The sequence below is a fragment of the Candidatus Rickettsiella viridis genome (assembly GCF_003966755.1).
Lineage (GTDB): Bacteria > Pseudomonadota > Gammaproteobacteria > Diplorickettsiales > Diplorickettsiaceae > Rickettsiella_B > Rickettsiella_B viridis.
Genome location: NZ_AP018005.1, coordinates 674,564 through 691,788 on the forward strand (window position 1 = coordinate 674,564; position 17,225 = coordinate 691,788).

Annotated in this window: 12 protein-coding genes; 7 read left to right on the plus strand and 5 right to left on the minus strand. The window is 40.2% G+C overall.

All coding sequences use genetic code 11. The features are described 5' to 3' along the window. Positions 1-5: 5 nt before the first annotated feature. Positions 6-1,535: a hypothetical protein gene (locus DMP02_RS03125; protein ID WP_126322626.1), complete on the minus strand. Its 1,530-nt coding sequence runs from the start codon at positions 1,533-1,535 to the stop codon at positions 6-8. 122 nt (positions 1,536-1,657) lie between these two features. Next, a complete protein-coding gene (locus tag DMP02_RS03130) occupies positions 1,658-3,940 on the minus strand; it encodes an Rne/Rng family ribonuclease (protein WP_126322627.1) in 2,283 nt (760 codons plus the stop codon). Positions 3,941-4,815: 875 nt separating this feature from the next. Between DMP02_RS03130 and DMP02_RS03135 the strand changes: the two genes are divergently transcribed. From DMP02_RS03135 to DMP02_RS03150, 4 genes are all read left to right on the plus strand, one after another. Continuing rightward, positions 4,816-5,163 carry a RodZ family helix-turn-helix domain-containing protein gene (locus DMP02_RS03135; protein WP_126322628.1) on the plus strand — a complete coding sequence of 116 codons (348 nt, stop codon included), beginning with the start codon at positions 4,816-4,818 and terminating at the stop codon, positions 5,161-5,163. A 209-nt stretch (positions 5,164-5,372) separates the two neighbouring features. After that, entirely contained in the window at positions 5,373-7,940 is a 2,568-nt protein-coding gene (gene gyrA / locus DMP02_RS03140; RefSeq protein ID WP_126322629.1) for a DNA gyrase subunit A, read from the plus strand. A 266-nt stretch (positions 7,941-8,206) separates the two neighbouring features. Continuing rightward, positions 8,207-8,743, plus strand: a complete 537-nt coding sequence (locus DMP02_RS03145) for an orotate phosphoribosyltransferase (protein WP_126322630.1) — start codon at positions 8,207-8,209, stop codon at positions 8,741-8,743. Between the two features lie 128 nt (positions 8,744-8,871). Beyond that, the gene (locus DMP02_RS03150) at positions 8,872-9,384 is read left to right on the plus strand and encodes a CvpA family protein (protein ID WP_126322631.1); all 513 of its coding nucleotides are present in this window, start codon (positions 8,872-8,874) and stop codon (positions 9,382-9,384) included. Here the strand turns inward: DMP02_RS03150 and DMP02_RS03155 are convergent. Further along, entirely contained in the window at positions 9,379-10,116 is a 738-nt protein-coding gene (locus DMP02_RS03155) for a UDP-2,3-diacylglucosamine diphosphatase (RefSeq protein ID WP_126322632.1), read from the minus strand. The genes DMP02_RS03150 and DMP02_RS03155 overlap by 6 nt on opposite strands. 212 nt (positions 10,117-10,328) lie before the next feature. Here DMP02_RS03155 and gltX point away from each other — a divergent pair, with 212 nt between their 5' ends. Next, positions 10,329-11,723 (plus strand): glutamate--tRNA ligase, encoded by a 1,395-nt coding sequence (gene gltX, locus DMP02_RS03160; RefSeq protein WP_172593972.1) that lies wholly within the window; start codon positions 10,329-10,331, stop codon positions 11,721-11,723. Further along, positions 11,707-13,104, plus strand: a complete 1,398-nt coding sequence (gene cysS, locus DMP02_RS03165) for a cysteine--tRNA ligase (RefSeq protein WP_126322633.1) — start codon at positions 11,707-11,709, stop codon at positions 13,102-13,104. The genes gltX and cysS overlap by 17 nt, the downstream gene beginning before the upstream one ends. A 47-nt stretch (positions 13,105-13,151) precedes the next feature. Here the strand turns inward: cysS and DMP02_RS03170 are convergent, their stop codons facing one another. Next, entirely contained in the window at positions 13,152-13,583 is a 432-nt protein-coding gene (locus tag DMP02_RS03170) for a hypothetical protein (RefSeq protein WP_126322634.1), read from the minus strand. Positions 13,584-14,004: 421 nt separating this feature from the next. Here DMP02_RS03170 and DMP02_RS03175 point away from each other — a divergent pair, with 421 nt between their 5' ends. Next, positions 14,005-15,363, plus strand: a complete 1,359-nt coding sequence (locus tag DMP02_RS03175; protein WP_126322635.1) for a hypothetical protein — start codon at positions 14,005-14,007, stop codon at positions 15,361-15,363. Positions 15,364-15,661: 298 nt separating this feature from the next. Here DMP02_RS03175 and DMP02_RS03180 read toward each other — a convergent pair whose 3' ends face one another. Next, the gene (locus DMP02_RS03180; protein WP_126322636.1) at positions 15,662-17,185 is read right to left on the minus strand and encodes an MFS transporter; all 1,524 of its coding nucleotides are present in this window, start codon (positions 17,183-17,185) and stop codon (positions 15,662-15,664) included. Positions 17,186-17,225: the final 40 nt, after the last annotated feature.

The following is a 17,225-nucleotide window of genomic DNA, read 5'->3' on the forward strand; positions in this document are numbered from 1 at the left end:
CTTATCTAATTAATTAAATGTTTTTTTAATAGGGGTAAATTTTCTTGGCTATCATTCGCCGTATTGATGCTATCAGAAAAATTGATTGTTTTTCTCTTTTTTGCCCCTGTAGGTGAGCTATCTTCGGCTATAGCATGGCTTCTATTTCTAGATGTACAGGTTATATTTTCTAAATGCTTGAGATGATGGATCAGTGAATTGATAGAAAAAGTAGTTAGAGTTCTTTTTGCTGAATTAAGGCTTAACATTTTATCTCTAGTATCGCAGAGCATTTTATAAACTATCTGACGATTTAAGTACGAAGGACAGGTGAGACAGACGGCGATTTCATTTTTTAATGGCTCAATGAGCGCGTTGACATTTGGATTAGATAGATTCTGGATGTGCTCCAGTTGATGGTAAAGATTTTTAATCGGTAGATAGTTTTTTATAGATCGGGTAAAGATAATGTCTAAAACATCAATATGACTTGTATGCTTAGTTTTATCCAATAGATTGGATTTACCCATCGTATTGAAGGTCTTTAAATAGAGTGTGTAATCAATTATATCCTGTTCTGCTTTTATACTGGTTCTATACTCTAAAAAATCGGGCATTTGAGCCGCGATATTTTCAAGTTTTTTTATTTGTTTAATAATGTCAATCGCTAAGCTTTGCGCTTTTTTTGGATCCGGACTATAGACCGCCGTGAAAGAATAGATAAGATCGTGAGGTAACAAGCAAATAAGTGTGATGGTTTTGTATAGTTCCTGTTTGAAGCGCGGTGGAGCTTTTTTCGGTGGGTGTAGCGCAGTACTTGGGTTTTCTTGAGTACTCTTTCCCTTTTTCCACATCGTTAAATCAACCCAATTGAAAGGTCTATAGGTACATAGTCCGGGTAGGGATTCGATATCGGCGTGTGTAAAATTTATTTTTTTAATATTAAATAATGCAAAATGGTTTTCTTTAAGATGAGCAAAGCATAAGCCGCCATCAATTTTTACAATATTACCTTTTGCGTCGATAGCAATATTATTATTATTTAAATCAGCTTCTCTAAGAAGTAATGCAATAAGCAACACTGTCGAAAAGCCTCTCATAGAGCCATCTTCAATGGCATTATAAAGATTAGGATTGGATAAAAAAGAGGAATCAAAGCCTTCTACTTCTTTTGATAGCACGCAATAGCGATCAGGGCCTTGGCGTGTTTCTTTTGCCCAACGTGTTTTAGGTGAGGCGGGGTAGAGTAGACGAAAAAATTCTTGAGCAACCGTTTCTTCTATCGCTTCAGATTCCGCTCTTTTTAATATTTCTGTCGTAGGATTTCTAGTGGGAGGTAGGATTTCTTTAAGAACCCAGCTGCTTTTGATTTTTGAGTGTTTAATTTTTTTTACAAAATGCGTAGCATGCGAAGAGAATAAGGTATTTTTTTGGTTATTTTTTATAAAATTATTTAGATTTTTATAATGCGGCATTGCTGATTTTATCGTCCATTTTTTTAGATGATAAATGTTAGCACTTTTTAAATAATAATTTAAATTAGAATGGCTAATCATCTTGCCATTGCCACGCTTCCGCTCGCAATGACAGCGAAGTGCGTGGCAAACCAGTGGCATATTTTTCTAGATTGCTTCACACCTGCGGTGTTCGCAATGACGGTAATTTCTTAGAAGATTAGCTATTTATGTTTATCAGAAGATTGATCTTCAAACGCATAGTTACGGTGGCGTAATTTAGGTTCTCCGCCATAACGTCGCGGATTTCGTCTATGTGATCGCAGCGCGGTATTAACAGGCGTTTTATTTTCTGTTTTTTCACCTGTAGTAGGATTCACTGGTTTTGGATGGGTAGCTATAGCCTGTGTTTGTGTGGGTACTACTTGAGGAACAGCAGCAATATTTGGTTTTTCTACTGCTTCAATCGGCTTTCTAGGCGCCGATGGCGATGGCGTGGTCAGCTGTTGTTTTGTTACGGTTTGAGTTTCCTCAATAGGAAGCATGCGGCGCTCAGGTGAGTTTTTTTTAGGTTGAGCATTTCTTTCGTTTCTTTCTATAGCAGAAAGCTTGGTTTGTGTTTGCTGTTCATATCGCGTGGATGGATTGGCTGTTGGGTAACGATTACCTTGTCCACGTTCTCTTCTAGGACGATTTCGGTTGTTATTATTATTTCTATTTGTTTTTCCGTAACGTCGTTCCTGATGTGGCCTTGTTGTATGATGTTCTGCTTTTTTAGCGGGCTGAGCGGTAACCACTGGTGCGGTTTTTTTAGGCTTAGTTAAATCGCCGAGCATGGAAAGTAGACGACTTAATAGACCCAATTGCGTTTTAGATTTGTTTTTGTTGTGAGGTAGAACAATCGATTTTACAGCGGGTACTTCAGGCTGACGAGTAGCCGGTGAAGCATACGGCATCGAAACATCAGTACGTGTCCTATTTTCTAGTAACTCGTAACTGGTTGAATGACTGCTGTCGCTGTCTTTATCGCCTGTATTTTTGGTTAATGTATTGATTTTGTATTGAGGCGATTGCCAATAAGGATTAGGAATAAGAAGCAACGTGATTTGATAACGTTGTTCGATTTGATTGATGGCAGCTCGTTTCTCATTGATGAGATAGGTAGCCATATCAACCGGCAATTCTACTCGTACTTGTTGTGTTGATTTCTTTAAGGCTTCTTTTTCAATTAAGCGAATCAGCGATAAGGCTAATGACTCAACGCTTCGTACAGTCCCTTGTCCGCTACAATGCGAACAAAGTGTTTCATTTGCTTTGCCTAAGGAGTGACGTAAACGTTGGCGAGACATTTCTAATAATCCAAACGCTGAAATACGTCCTATCTGAATACGTGCGCGATCTTTTTTAGTGGCTTCACGCAAACAGTTTTCAACTTTGCGTTTGTTATCTTCAGAATTCATATCGATGAAATCGATAACAATTAATCCGCCTAAATCACGTACACGTAATTGATGCGCAATTTCTTTAGCGGCTTCTAAATTAGTTTTGATGGCGGTTTCTTCGATATCGCCATTTTTGGTAGAACGACCAGAGTTAATATCGATAGCGACTAACGCTTCAGCGCGATCAATCACAATAGTGCCGCCAGAAGCTAAACGTATTTCACGTTGAAAGGCCGATTCAGCCGCTTCTTCTATATTAAACTGTAGAAAAAGTGGTGTTGGATTTTGATAAAGTGTAATACGCGATAAAAAGTCAGGGCGGATTTGCTCGATGTATTGTCTTATTTTTTCATAGATTTTTTTGTCATCGATAATGATTTCATCAATATCACGTCGCAGATAATCACGTATAGAACGGGTAATCAGATCGCCTTCTTGAAAAATTAAAAAAGGCGCCGAACGCTCATGAAATGCATTTTGTATGGCTTCCCATTGTTTAAGCAATAAACCAAAATCATTTTGTAGTTCGGTTAGATCGCGTCCTACACCGGCTGTGCGTAGAATGAGTCCCATTTCATCAGGAACAGCCAATTGACTTAATAAGTCCTGCATAGTGCGTCGTTCTTCACCTTCGATACGACGAGAAATACCGCCGGCACCCGGATTATTCGGCATCAATACTAAGTAGCTACCAGGTAATGTGATGTAGGTTGTCAAGGCAGCGCCTTTATTACCACGCTCCTCTTTTTCTATTTGTACCATCATTTCCTGACCTACTTTCAGCGAACTTTTAATCGCTTGATCATTATTTTTTGATTTAAAGTAGGAGGGGGCAATTTCTTTGAAGGGGAGAAAACCATGGCGATCAGCGCCATAGTCGATGAAGGCAGCCTCTAAGCTGGGCTCAATACGACTAATTTTTCCTTTGTAGATATTGGATTTTTTTTGCTCTTGGCCAGTATATTCAATATCTAAGTCGGAAAGTTTATTTTCTTCTAACAAGGCCACTCGGATTTCTCCTGCTTGAGTGGCATTAATTAATATTCGATTTTTTTCACTACGCATCGTTGAATCCTATAGGGATAAAAGGTTCAACTAAGCTTGTATTCTTTGTCAACGTGCGAATATACAATTAAAACAAATTAAAACTAAAACGAGTGCAGTTTGAAATAATGGCCGCTTAACCCACATAGATTTACAGTGGGTTAACGTTATTCTTTGCATTTGCATAAGTTATTTTGTCTTTTATCGACGGGTAGCATCGGTTTTAAAATTCTGTTTTCAACACGTTATCAGTTTGTCTCTAATGTGTTCTCAACGCTTAGGTTTTGCTGAACGATACAATCTATTGTATAAGGTCAATACCGTTATCGTGTGCTTTAAAAAGCAGGGGTATCAACCATGTTCTAAAAAAACCGCAGCGGAGAATAGTGACTACAAACTTAGAAGCCAAATCAATTCTTTAATAATTTTGGGGTTTTTTATGGGTGTCCCCCCACCTAAATTTCAATAAAAAACTAAAGCCTTTTGCTTTAGTTTAGGCTTACAAAGCGTTGATTTTTATCGTTCGCTTTGCCTCTCTTAATTAAGTAAGCCCACAGCGGGTAGTCCCATATTGGCTTACAAAAAACTAAATCTAGGGGCATTATAACAGTATTTAGTAGCTTAGCAACCAGCTTAAAGGGGTCTAAACGAGGCGCACTGCAGGGTTTGGGTGTAGCAAAAGGGGAGATTTTGTTTTACTGAAAATTTTGCTATGCTTACTCTGGCCTCACTATGAGGTTTTAGGGTTTTGTCAGGGGGTGGTTTTATATCAGTCCTGAGACTTAAGCCTTTTTCCGAGTCCTGTCATGAGTATGACATCGTTTGGAAAGAGGGTCGTCTACTGACAAGCTTTTTCTTAACGCTATTATGCACTACTTAGATGGGGAATTTTGCTTATGTATAAGAAGTTATGGGTTTCAATGCTGTTGACAGTAGCCTTAGCCGGTTGTGGTCACCAGTCTTCTGATAAGCAAGGCGATCAAATGGATACAGCATTGCCTATCCAAGACCAAATAACGAATCCAGCGCCGGTTAATGGGACTGTACCCGTTAACCCAACAACGGCGGAGCCAACACAAACACCCCCTTCTGCGACAACGGATACAACGCAGCCAGCGGCTGGTGTAACAACGCCAGCAACACCAGTGATGCCAGCAACACCAGCGACTGACAAGGATGCTGCCGCTGCTGCCGCTAAATCCGCTGCAGATGCTGCCGCTGCTGCTGCTAAAGCTGCTCAATAAGCCATCACGCTAAGAAGACAGCGGGGCTCGCTGTTTGGGAGATAAAAAGAGGTTGGAGCGTTGCTTTGGCCTCTTTATTGCTAGCGTTTATACCCCTTGCTTTCATCCTGAATAACGCCTTTTTTCTTTGTTTTTCGATGAAGATTAAGCTGCCGATTGCCCCCTATTTATGGTAATATTCAGCTTATTTTGTGTATGAATGGGTTTTTATGACTGAGTCAGTAGTAGCCAACGAAATTATTCCTGTCACGATTGAAAAAGAGCTTAAGCAGTCTTATCTGTCTTATGCGATGAGCGTTATCGTTGGTCGTGCCTTACCTGACGTTCGTGATGGCTTAAAGCCTGTTCACCGACGTATTTTATTTGCCATGAGCGAGCTGGGGAATGATTGGAATAAGCCCTATAAAAAATCAGCGCGTGTGGTAGGGGATGTGATTGGTAAGTATCATCCACATGGTGATGGGGCGGTCTATGATGCGATTGTACGTATGGCGCAAATTTTTTCGCTGTGCTCAGTCTTGATCGATGGGCAAGGTAACTTTGGTTCCATAGACGGCGATTCTGCTGCGGCGATGCGATATACCGAAATTCGTATGTCAAAGCTAGCGCATGCCTTACTCGCGGATTTAGACAAAGACACGGTTGATTTTGCACCGAACTATGATGGAACCGAGCAGATTCCCGTCGTATTACCTACTCGTATACCTAATTTATTGGTGAATGGTTCTTCTGGTATCGCGGTAGGGATGGCGACGAATATTCCGCCGCATAATCTGGGTGAGGTCATTGATGCATGTTTGGCAATGATCGGTGACCCTGAGTTGAGCATTGACCATTTAATCAACTTGATAAAAGGGCCGGATTTCCCAACGGCAGGCTTAATTTATGGCAGAAAAGGCATTGTAGAGGCCTATCATACTGGAAGAGGGCGCGTATTTGTTAGAGCCAGAACGCAGTTTGAACTGGATGAAAAAACTAATAAGCAGCGCATTATTGTGACCGAGCTTCCTTTTCAGGTTAATAAAGCCAAATTAGTAGAAAAAATTGCTGAATTAGTCAAAGAAAAGCGCATCGAAGGCATTACCGCGTTACGTGATGAGTCTGATAAAGACGGTATGCGCGTAGTGATTGAGGTACGACGCGGTGAAAATGCTGATGTACTGTTGAATAATCTATTTTCGCAAACACAATTACAAGTGACATTTGGTATTAATATGGTGGCCTTAGTCGATGGCAGACCGGCACTACTCAATCTGAAGCAATTCATCGAAGCATTTTTATCCCATCGTCGCGAGGTCGTCACACGACGCACGTTGTTTGATTTACGTAAGGCGCGTGAACGTGCCCATATCTTAGAAGGATTAGGGATTGCTTTAGCGAATATTGATCCTATGATCGCATTAATCAAAGCCGCTAAAGATCCTAGTTCAGCCAAACAACAACTCTTGCAGCAAGATTGGCAATTAGGCGTGGTCGCAGAGATGCTGCGCAAAGTACCTGTATCCGAAGGTAAACGACTAACTGAAAAAGAACTTAGTCTGTATGGTCTTATCTCAGAAACTCAACGTTACCGCTTATCACCCGAACAAGCACAAGCTATTTTAGATTTGCGTTTACACCGTTTAACAGGATTAGAACAAGATAAAATCTTGAATGAATACCGTGAACAGTTAACACTGATCAATGATCTATTAGAAATTCTTAATAACCCCGATCGTTTGCGTCAGGTGGTGCGTGAAGAGTTATGTGCGGTCAGAGAAGAGTTTTTAGATGCACGTCGTACTGAAATTGTCACGGTGGATGCAGAAATTAATGAAGAAGATTTAATCCCATCTGAAGATGTCGTTGTGACACTATCACACGATGGTTATATCAAACGTCAAGCATTAGATGTGTATCAAGCACAACGGCGTGGTGGCAGAGGAAAATCTTCCGGTGATGTCAAAGAAGAAGATTTTATAGAGCATCTATTGATTGCGAATACACATGCTACTTTATTGTGTTTCTCAAGTTTGGGTAAAGTGCATTGGCTTAAAGTGTATAAATTACCGGAAGGAAGTCGAGCCGCGAAAGGAAGGCCCATTGTTAACCTATTAAGTTTGAATACGGATGAACGTATTCATGCGGTATTGGCGGTGCATCATTTTGATCCTGAGCAAGCTATTTTTATGGCGACCGCGAATGGGACCGTCAAGAAAACTAGTTTGATTGATTTTTCACGGCCACGAAATGACGGTATTATTGCGATTGATTTGCGCGAAGGTGATCGTCTAGTAGGTGTTGCATTAACGGATGGGCATCAAGATGTCTTATTGTTTACCGATGCAGGGAAAGTGATTCGTTTTAATGAAAGTAAAGTACGCGCGATGGGACGTACGGCATGTGGAGTTAGAGGCGTTAAATTACAAGAGGGACAACGCGTTATCTCATTGATTATTGCTAAACCCGATGGGCAGATATTAACGGCAACAAGCCAGGGCTATGGCAAACGTACGCCAATAGACGATCATCGTTTGACGGGTCGCGGTGGTAGTGGTGTGGTGGCACTTAAAATAACCGAACGCAATGGTAATGTCGTAGCGGCTGTTCAGGTATTTCCTGAAGATGAAGTTATGCTAATCACCAATAAAGCGACTTTAGTACGTACGCGTGTAGAAGAAATTCGTAGTGCGGGACGACACTCGCAAGGCGTGCGTTTGATTCGGTTAAATCAAGGCGAGACATTGGTCGGTTTGGAACGAATAGAAGAAGAAATTCTTGATGAAACAATAGGGTAATTACTTACTCGTCATTGCGAGCGCGGAGCGCGCGGCAATCCAGAAATACCTTAACTGGATGGCCACGCTCATTACATTCGCTCGCCATGACGATGATTTTTTTTATGAATAAAAAACAAGAATTCCTTGACATTACGACATAGAAAAACTCGTCGCCCTGGCGAACGCCAGGGTCCAAGGGAAGCTAGAATTTACTATTAATCTTTGTAAAAATACTTTGTTTTTCTGGATCCCGCGGTCAGGCCGCGGGACGACGATATAGGAATATGATGAATAAAAAACAAGAACTCCTCCGAGCATTAACAGAGATTAATACCATTAAATTTGGTGAATTTACACTGCGTAGTGGTAAAACTTCTCCTGTTTATATTGATTTACGTCCTATTATTGCCTATCCCAAATTGTTGCGCGAGCTATCTTGTGCACTATGGGATAGAGTAAAAAATCTGCAAACCACATTGTTATGTGGTGTTCCCTATACGGCTTTACCGATAGCCACTTGTATTTCTTTAGATCAAGATTTACCGATGGTAATTTGTCGTAAAGAAGCAAAAGAATATGGCACAAAAAAACAAGTCGAAGGTATTTTTAAAAAAGGTCAAAATTGTTTAGTCATAGAAGATGTGGTGACGACGGGTGGTAGTGTTATTAAGACTATTGATGTGTTACAGCAACAAGGTTTGCAAGTGACCGATGTGGTGGTATTAGTGGATAGACAAGAAGGTGGAAGAGAAGCTTTAGAAGCAAAGGGTTATCGTTTGCATTCGGTTTTTACCTTGGATGATCTGTATCAAGGCTCATAATGACGAAATGATGACTTAAGCTGGTGAAAACCCATTTAAATGATAAAATAAAAATATCAGGAGAGAACAATGAGCAAAGCAGTCACATTAATTCATAAATATTTTCTTTGACAAACTGGATTTTTAACATGTCTACGTTCAATTGGATCGACTATACAATTATCGCCATTATTGCACTGTCGGTGTTAATTAGCGTGATGCGCGGATTTGTTCGCGAGATTGTTTCTTTAGTGATATGGGTTGCGGCCATTATCGTCAGCTTTATCTTTTATCAATATATCGCTGGATTGTTAGTGAATGTGATTCATTCCGATTCAGTAAGATTGGTAGTTAGCTTTGTTGGCTTATTCTTAGCCACATTAATATTAGGTATGCTGATTAATTATCTAATTGGTCAATTAGTTTCCAATACAGGATTAAGTGGAACCGATAGAATATTAGGTATTATCTTTGGTGTAGCGCGTGGTATTTTAGTGGTTGTTTTATTGATGATGCTTGCAGGGTTAACACCTTTTTCTAAAGAACAATCCTGGAATGAGTCGGTCTTGATTCCACATTTTGAACCCATAGAGAATGGGCTAAAATCCTTGTTACCTGACTCGGTAAATGCGCATTTAGAATTAAATAAAGAACGCTTATGAGAAATAAATTAATCCACAGTCTCTATGGGGCAAAACAATCAGCGCATTACCTTGAGTAGTGCTCCAATCACTTAATACAAAGCGCTTTATACGCTTAGCATTTGAATTTTCGGTTGTGTTTTGGAGTAGTTGGATACAAGGCTGATGGGTGTGTCCGTGGATGATCCATTGTGCTGAAGACTTTTTCACTTCTCTAAATACTTCATTCATCACTACATCGTATTTTGCATCATGGCTAGGTATACCGGTGTGCTCTTTTCCACGTAAGTAACGGGCAATTTTCTGGCGTAGAAGCAGCGGTAATTGTGAAAACAGAGATTGTAAAAAACGCGTACGTGCCAGGCGTCGGAAAGCCATATAGCTTTTATCCAGCGTACATAAACTATCGCCGTGTGTCAGTAGCGTCGGTATGCCGTAAAGTGTTATTAAGGTGGGATCAGTCAGTAATTGGCATCCCGCTTTCTTGATAAAACGCTGCCCCATTAAAAAATCACGATTACCCGGCATAAAATAAGTTTTGACACCACTCGCCGTGAGCTCTGCAAGCGAGGAGGCGATTTGCTGATTAAAGGGGGATTCATCATCATCACCAATCCAACTTTCAAACAGGTCACCCAAAATATAGAGTGCTTCGGCTTTTCTTGCTTGATATTGTAAAAAATACAGAAATAAACGTGTCAATGCGGGTTGATTGGCACTTAAATGTAAATCCGATATAAATAAAGTCGACATAGGGTTTAATGATAGCGCAATTTCGTGTTATTTTTATTTAAAATTATAGGGACCTTGTCATAGCCACGGCCGAAATCTCATTTCGGCCGTGGCTATCCAGGAGAAAACTAACCGTTTCACTGGATTGCCACGCGCGTAGCTGTCATTGCGAGCGGCAGCGTGGCAATCGCAATGACGAAAAAATTTATTCCGCTTTTGCTTAAAAAGAATTTATGATGAAAACCCGCTTTGCTCCAAGTCCCACCGGCTATATCCATTTGGGAAATGCTCGGACCGCCTTATTTAGCTTTTTATTAGCTAAATCCCAAGCCGGCCATTTTTTGTTACGTATAGAGGATAGTGATGCCACGCGTTCCCTACAATCATTATCAGAACAAGTACAAGTCGATTTATTATGGCTAGGCTTGCCTTGGGAAGAAGGGCCGGGCAAAGAAAGTAAACAAGGTCCTTATTTTCAATCCGAGCGTCAATCGATTTACGCACATTATTATCAAGTCTTAGAAAAGGCAGGGCGTGCCTATCCGTGTTTTTGCAGCGAACAAGAATTAACCTTGATGCGTAAGCGTCAATTATCACAAGGTAAACCGCCACGCTATACCGGCATTTGTCGCCATTTAACGGCCAGTCAAATTGCTGAAAAAGAAGCGCAAGGCCAGAAAGCCAGCTTACGTTTTCAGGTTCCGGCTTCTCAAATGATTCGTTTTAATGATTTAGTTAAAGGTGAACAAGCGTTTGCCAGTGATGATATTGGTGACTTTGTGATCCAGCGCAGTGATGGTTCAGCGGCTTTCTTTTTTTGTAATGCCCTTGATGATGCATTAATGGAAGTAACCCACGTACTGCGCGGCGAAGATCATCTGACCAATACACCGCGGCAAATTATGCTATTACAGGCATTAGCGTTAGCAGTGCCAACTTATGGGCACATGTCGTTAATTGTGGGAGAAGATGGTGCACCTTTATCGAAGCGTCACGGTAGTTTTAGTATTAAGGCCTTGCGTGAATTAGGCTATTTTCCAGAAGCCTTACAAAACTATTTAGCGCGATTAGGCCATACTTATGCTGATCCTGATTTTATGGACATGCGAACGCTGAGTAAAAATTTTTCAGTTGAACGATTAGGTAAATCACCGGCACGTTATGATCAGATTCAATTACACTATTGGCAGAAGCAAGCGGTATTGCAGAGTAGTGATGATCAGTTTGCTGATTGGATGGGTGAAGAAGTAAAAAAACTTGTTCCAGCGGCATTCATGCCCGAATTTATGACATTAATGCGTGCCAATGTTGCATTTCCAGATGAAGCATTGCAATGGGCAAAGACATTGTTTGTGGAGCTAGTACGCACTGATCAAGCCAACGATTTTTTAAAAAATGTACCGTCGGTATTTTGGGAGTCAGCTTTTACCTTATTAGAACAGCCACTTGAATTTAAAGGCTTAGTTAAAGGACTTCAGGATAGTTTAAAAATAAAAGGTAAAAGTTTATTTGCGCCGCTACGTATGGCTTTAACGGGACGCTTAGATGGTCCGGAAATGGAAAAACTTTATAACTTAATTGGCATTGAAAAAATACGTCAGAGAATCCTTTATGCTAAAAATTTATAACACGCTCACCCAAAAAAAAGAAAGCTTTAAACCGTTGCACGATAAAAAAGTCGGGCTGTATGTATGTGGTATGACGGTTTACGATTTATGCCACATTGGCCATGCGCGTGTGTTAGTTGCCTTTGATGTGGTGGTACGTTATTTACAGAGTCAAGGCTATCAGGTGAATTACGTGCGTAATATTACGGATATTGACGATAAAATTATTAAGCGCGCCCAAGAAAATAATGAAAGTTTAAGTGACTTAACCGGACGTATGATCGATGCCATGCATCAGGATTTTTCGCAATTAAATATTTTATCGCCTACGCATGAGCCTAAAGCCACTGAGGCGATTGCGCCGATGATCGATATAATTCAAACATTGATGGAAAAGGGCATTGCCTATCAATCGGATAACGGTGATATTTTTTATGCCGTTGATAAATTCAAAACCTACGGTGAATTGGCGCACCAAGATCTAGAAAAATTACGCCGTGGTTCTCGGGTTGCGGTTGAGCTTACGAAAAAAGATGCCTTAGATTTTGTATTATGGAAACAAGCTAAACCCAATGAACCGAGTTGGGATTCGCCGTGGGGAAAAGGGCGGCCGGGTTGGCATATTGAATGTTCTGCGATGTCCATGGCAGCATTAGGAAAACACTTTGATATTCACGGTGGTGGTTTAGATTTAGTTTTTCCGCATCATCAAAATGAAATTGCACAATCCGAAGGTGCAACCGATAAAAAATTTGTCAATACCTGGATGCATGTGGGTTTTGTACAAATTAATCGACAAAAAATGTCTAAGTCCTTAGGTAATTTTTTTACCGTGCGTGATGTGTTGGCAGAATACCCGGCTGAAGTGGTGCGTTATTTTTTAGTGGCGAGTCATTATCGTAGTCCTATTCATTACTCACAGGAAAATTTGCAAGCCGCACAATCCGCATTACAACGTTTTTATGGCACTTTGCGTGGTCTTAATTTAAATATTGCGTTGCAAGATTCTGATTTCGCGGCTGATATCAGAGATTATCAAAATAAATTTAAAGCCGCGATGGACGATGACTTTAATACACCCGAGGCATTAGCGGTGTTATTTGATGTTGCACGTGAGATCAATCGAATTCGTGAGAGCGATTCAAAACAAGCTTTAGCGTTAGCCACATTTTTAAAACAACAAGCGGGTATATTGGGTATTCTGCAACAAAATCCGGAACAATTTTTAAAAGCCGGCGTTCAAGCAGATCAATCACAAACGATCGAAACATTGATTGCGGCACGAAACAAAGCGCGTGCTGAAAAAAATTGGGCTGAAGCGGATAAAATTCGCGATGAGTTAGCTAACTTGGGCGTTTCGATCAGTGATAACGCTTCCGGAACCGATTGGCATCGGATGTGATCGCAACAAGTAAATAAGCATCCTTGCTTTTAATCTAGGCTATGGTTTTACATTTTTGGCTGAGGAAGCCCAATCATCGGTGCCTCTGTTTGTGGCTCAGGAATAGGGGTTAAACTCTTCTGCAAGGTTTCAATCTGAGAAAATAGAGCAGAACGAGTGCTTGTTAGGGTTTGTGCCGGCTCATTGATAAGCTGTCTTCCTGTGAACGGAGCGAATAAAATAATGAGTTTTCTTAGCAGCGTTTTTATTGTTTCATAAATTTTGCTTAGCCGCGTGGGTAAATGCTCAGTTCTAACGAGTTGATCCATTTTTTTGATAGTTTCTTTTAACTGATCAAGCAATGCCAAATTATCAGGGGATGTTAAAGAATTAGGTGATACTAAATAATGATGAGGTTTTATATAATCAAACAATTCTATATTCGTCTTTTGCTCCTCTGGATTTTGTAATTGCTGATTCAGGGCTGAGATTATGAGCATTATGTTATAAAAATGATTATAAATTTCCTTTTGATTATTATTAACCTCTCTTTTTTCCTCTATTTTTTTATTGGTTTGATACATATATTCATTTAACAGCAGAACGAGGTTCTGTATTAAATCCTGTTTTTTGCGCGGGGTTATTTCTTCGTTTTACTGGATTGCCGCGCGCTTCGCGCTCGCAATGACGAAAAATTTTAGTTGCCGGCTAAAATAAAAATTAGCTGTTATTTCAAACGTTTAAACGCAAGTACTGCATTTTTTGTACGGTGCAGAGTTTTGTAGTCGTTGCTTATTATTATTTAATTTTTCCTTAAGTAAAAGTTTGTAATCTAGTTATGTAGAAAAACATAATATAGTTAAGAGGAGAATTTTTAAGTTTATCAGCGACAAAATAATTTTAGTTTAATGAGGAGATTTTATGACGACTTCAATTTTAGCAGAAAATACCGTAACAAAAAAAATGGAATCTAATGTTGTTAATCATTTTTCCGAAAATACAACCAATCTTTTTACGGGTTTAGATGAACTTTTAAAACAACTTAGCGATGAAATTGCTAAACATGAACCTATTTACGATGTGTCGAGGGACTTAAAATCACCTGAACCTATTTACGATGTGCCCAAAGCCACAAACTCATATTATCCTATGGCGACACTCTCGACTTACGATTACCCTCAATCTACAGAATCACATGCTGATGTTTCTAACTCATTAGCAAATAGGCCTTTGCCGCCATTACCTGTTGAGCCATCTGGGGTTAGCGAATCCATCTATGAAGATCTTTCTTCATTTAAACCAGCTAAAGATGCTGTGAAAAGCAAAACATCGCTACATCAAGCAAAAATTTATTTATTAAAATCGCTACGTCGTTGTTTGCATGCCTTAAACAAAATTTTTTCCACCATTCAATCTAATCAATCGAATGATTATATGCAAACACTACAGGATGCTATTAATACCGATCCGGTTCTGGATCAGAAAATAAGGCTCGATTTAGCTGAATTTAAATATGCAACACTTGGATCACCTGAAAGCTTAGAGGATCTTATACGGCATTTAGAAAATATTATTTTTGTCTTAGAGGGAAAAATAAGGGCTTCCATAAGAGTTTCTCAGTCCTATCAGTATGGCGATACGTTGAGCGATAAACTGAAACAGCCTATAGAAATGGCTAAATTGGATTTAGATCAAGCGAAGGCACGTTTAGCAGAGGTTAAGGGATTAGAAGCAGAGTTAGCATTGACAAACACGGCGTCAACGCAAGCGCCCGTGAGTTTTGCCGCCATTCGCTCTCATCAATCGAATGATTATATGCAAACGCTACAGGATGCTATTAATACCGATCCGGTTCTGGATCAGAAAATAAGGCTCAATTTAGCTGAATTTAAATATGCAACACTTGGATCGCCTGAAAGCTTAGAGGATCTTATACGGCATTTAGAAAATGTTATTTTTGTCTTAGAGGGAAAAATAAGGGCTTCCATAAGAGTTTCTCAGTCCTATCAGTATGGCGATATGTTGAGCGATAAACTGAAACAGCCTATAGAAATGGCTAAATTGGATTTAGATCAAACGAAGGCACGTTTAGCAGAGGTTAAGGGATTAGAAGCAGAGTTAGCATTGACAAACACGGCGTCAACGCAAGCGCCCGTGAGTACAGTAAATAATCGATTTACTCTTTTTGGAAAAACAACCCCTACTACTAATACAATGGTAGAGAATGCTCTGTATGATAGTATGGATACTATAAAAGGCATGACGAGGAGTGCCGGCTAGTTTATAAAAATTATTAACAAGGAGAGATAATAAGGTTAAAAAATAAAAGAGTTGGTTTCTTTAGAAGAAGTTCTACTGAAACGATTGAGTTGATTGAATTAAATACTTATCCCGCCTTGGAAAAGAATTCCCTCTTAAAAAAGGGGATTCTCTCTGTTTTAAGCCAACTGTATTATTTAGATAAAATAAATAGAGATGCATTGTCTCACTGAAGCTATACCATTACGCAGATATTCACAGCACTAGAGTTTTCGGCTGTGGTGTCGAAAATCCCATTGCTGTGAATATAATAACGTTTTTATTCGCTTAATTTTCCGCGCGGCACTTTTAATATCAGTAATAAGCAAATGAAGGCAAATGCCGCCGCTAGAAACATCGTTGTACTAAACGCATAGGTATACGCCTTCAGTGCAGCCGTTTTAAGCAATGCTACTGATTGAGCGGATAAATGACTGATGGCTTTCATGGCTAAAGTTGATTTCACCAGTAAGCCGTCGATTAAATTTTCTGGCATATGTGCGAGTGATCCGGGTGCGTGCTGAACAAAAGAAGTGAGCTTCCAGGTATTTAAACTGGCTAAAAAGCTTCCTAATACAGCCAAACCAATCGAACCACCAAATTGTCGGGCGCAATTAAGAATAGCACCCGCAATGCCACGTTGTTGTGCGCTAACGGTACTCATCACTGTCGTCATCGATCCCGAAAGCATTAATGGCATGCCTATACCATACGTGAGTAAGCCCGGACACAGCCAACTATAGCGCTGGTAATGGCTGAAAAGACCTATCCAAATAAGACTTAAAATAACCAGTAAACAACCCCAGAACATGGGTAAGGTAGGGCCGTATTTATCACGTAAATAACCACCAATAGGGGCCATGAAAATAATAGGTACCATCGAAGGTAAAAGGAGTAAACCGGCAGCTAGGGGTGAATATTGCAGCACACTTTGTAGAAAAATAGCCCAAAATACGAACACGATACCAACCGCTTGTATGATGACCATCACGGTGGTGACAATAGAAAAAGTAGGATTTTTGAATAATTTAAGTTCTACTAAGGGATGTGCGAATCGACGTTCCCAAAAAATAAATGCAATAAGACCCAGTATGCTGAGAGAAAATAAAGCCAGGATCATCGGTGAAGTCCAGCCCCAATGGGGCCCTTCCATAAAGCTTAGTACGAAACCACTGATGAAAGCCATGGAGAGCAAGACGCCTAAGTAATCAAGAACTAGTTTTTCGGTAGGCTCCCAGCGTGGAACAGCAGAAGCCGATAAAACAATACTAATGATGGCGATAGGAAAGTTGATCCAAAAAACGGCACGCCAACCAAACCATTGTGTGAGGGCACCGCCTAGCAAAGGGCCTAAAGCCAAAAAGATAGCCGCTAAGGCGACATAAATACCCATCGCTTTACCGCGTTCTTTTTCAGGAAAGGCGTTGATGACTAGGGCGTTGGTTGAAGGCATCATAAAAGCACCACCCAGTCCTTGTAGGGCACGCGCAGTGATAATCCAAGCACCTGATTGAGCCAGTGCGCATAATATGGAGGCACTAATGAAAACAATGACGCCAAATAAAAAAGCGCGTTTATGGCCTAGAGTATCGCCTATTTTCCCACCCAATAGGATTAATGCGCTTAAGGCTAATAAATAGGCGTTAATAACCCATTGTAGAAGGTTATTGCTCAAATTTAGGTCGCGTTGAATCGCTGGAAGTGCCACGGCAAGCGCTGTTTGGTCAATGAAGACCAAGGCTAGTGCACTGGACATGGCCAGTAGGATCCACCATTTGCGGTTAGTATCAGAGAAATTAAACATTGTTTTGCTTCTTTAGGCCTTAAAATAGACTATATTTTAA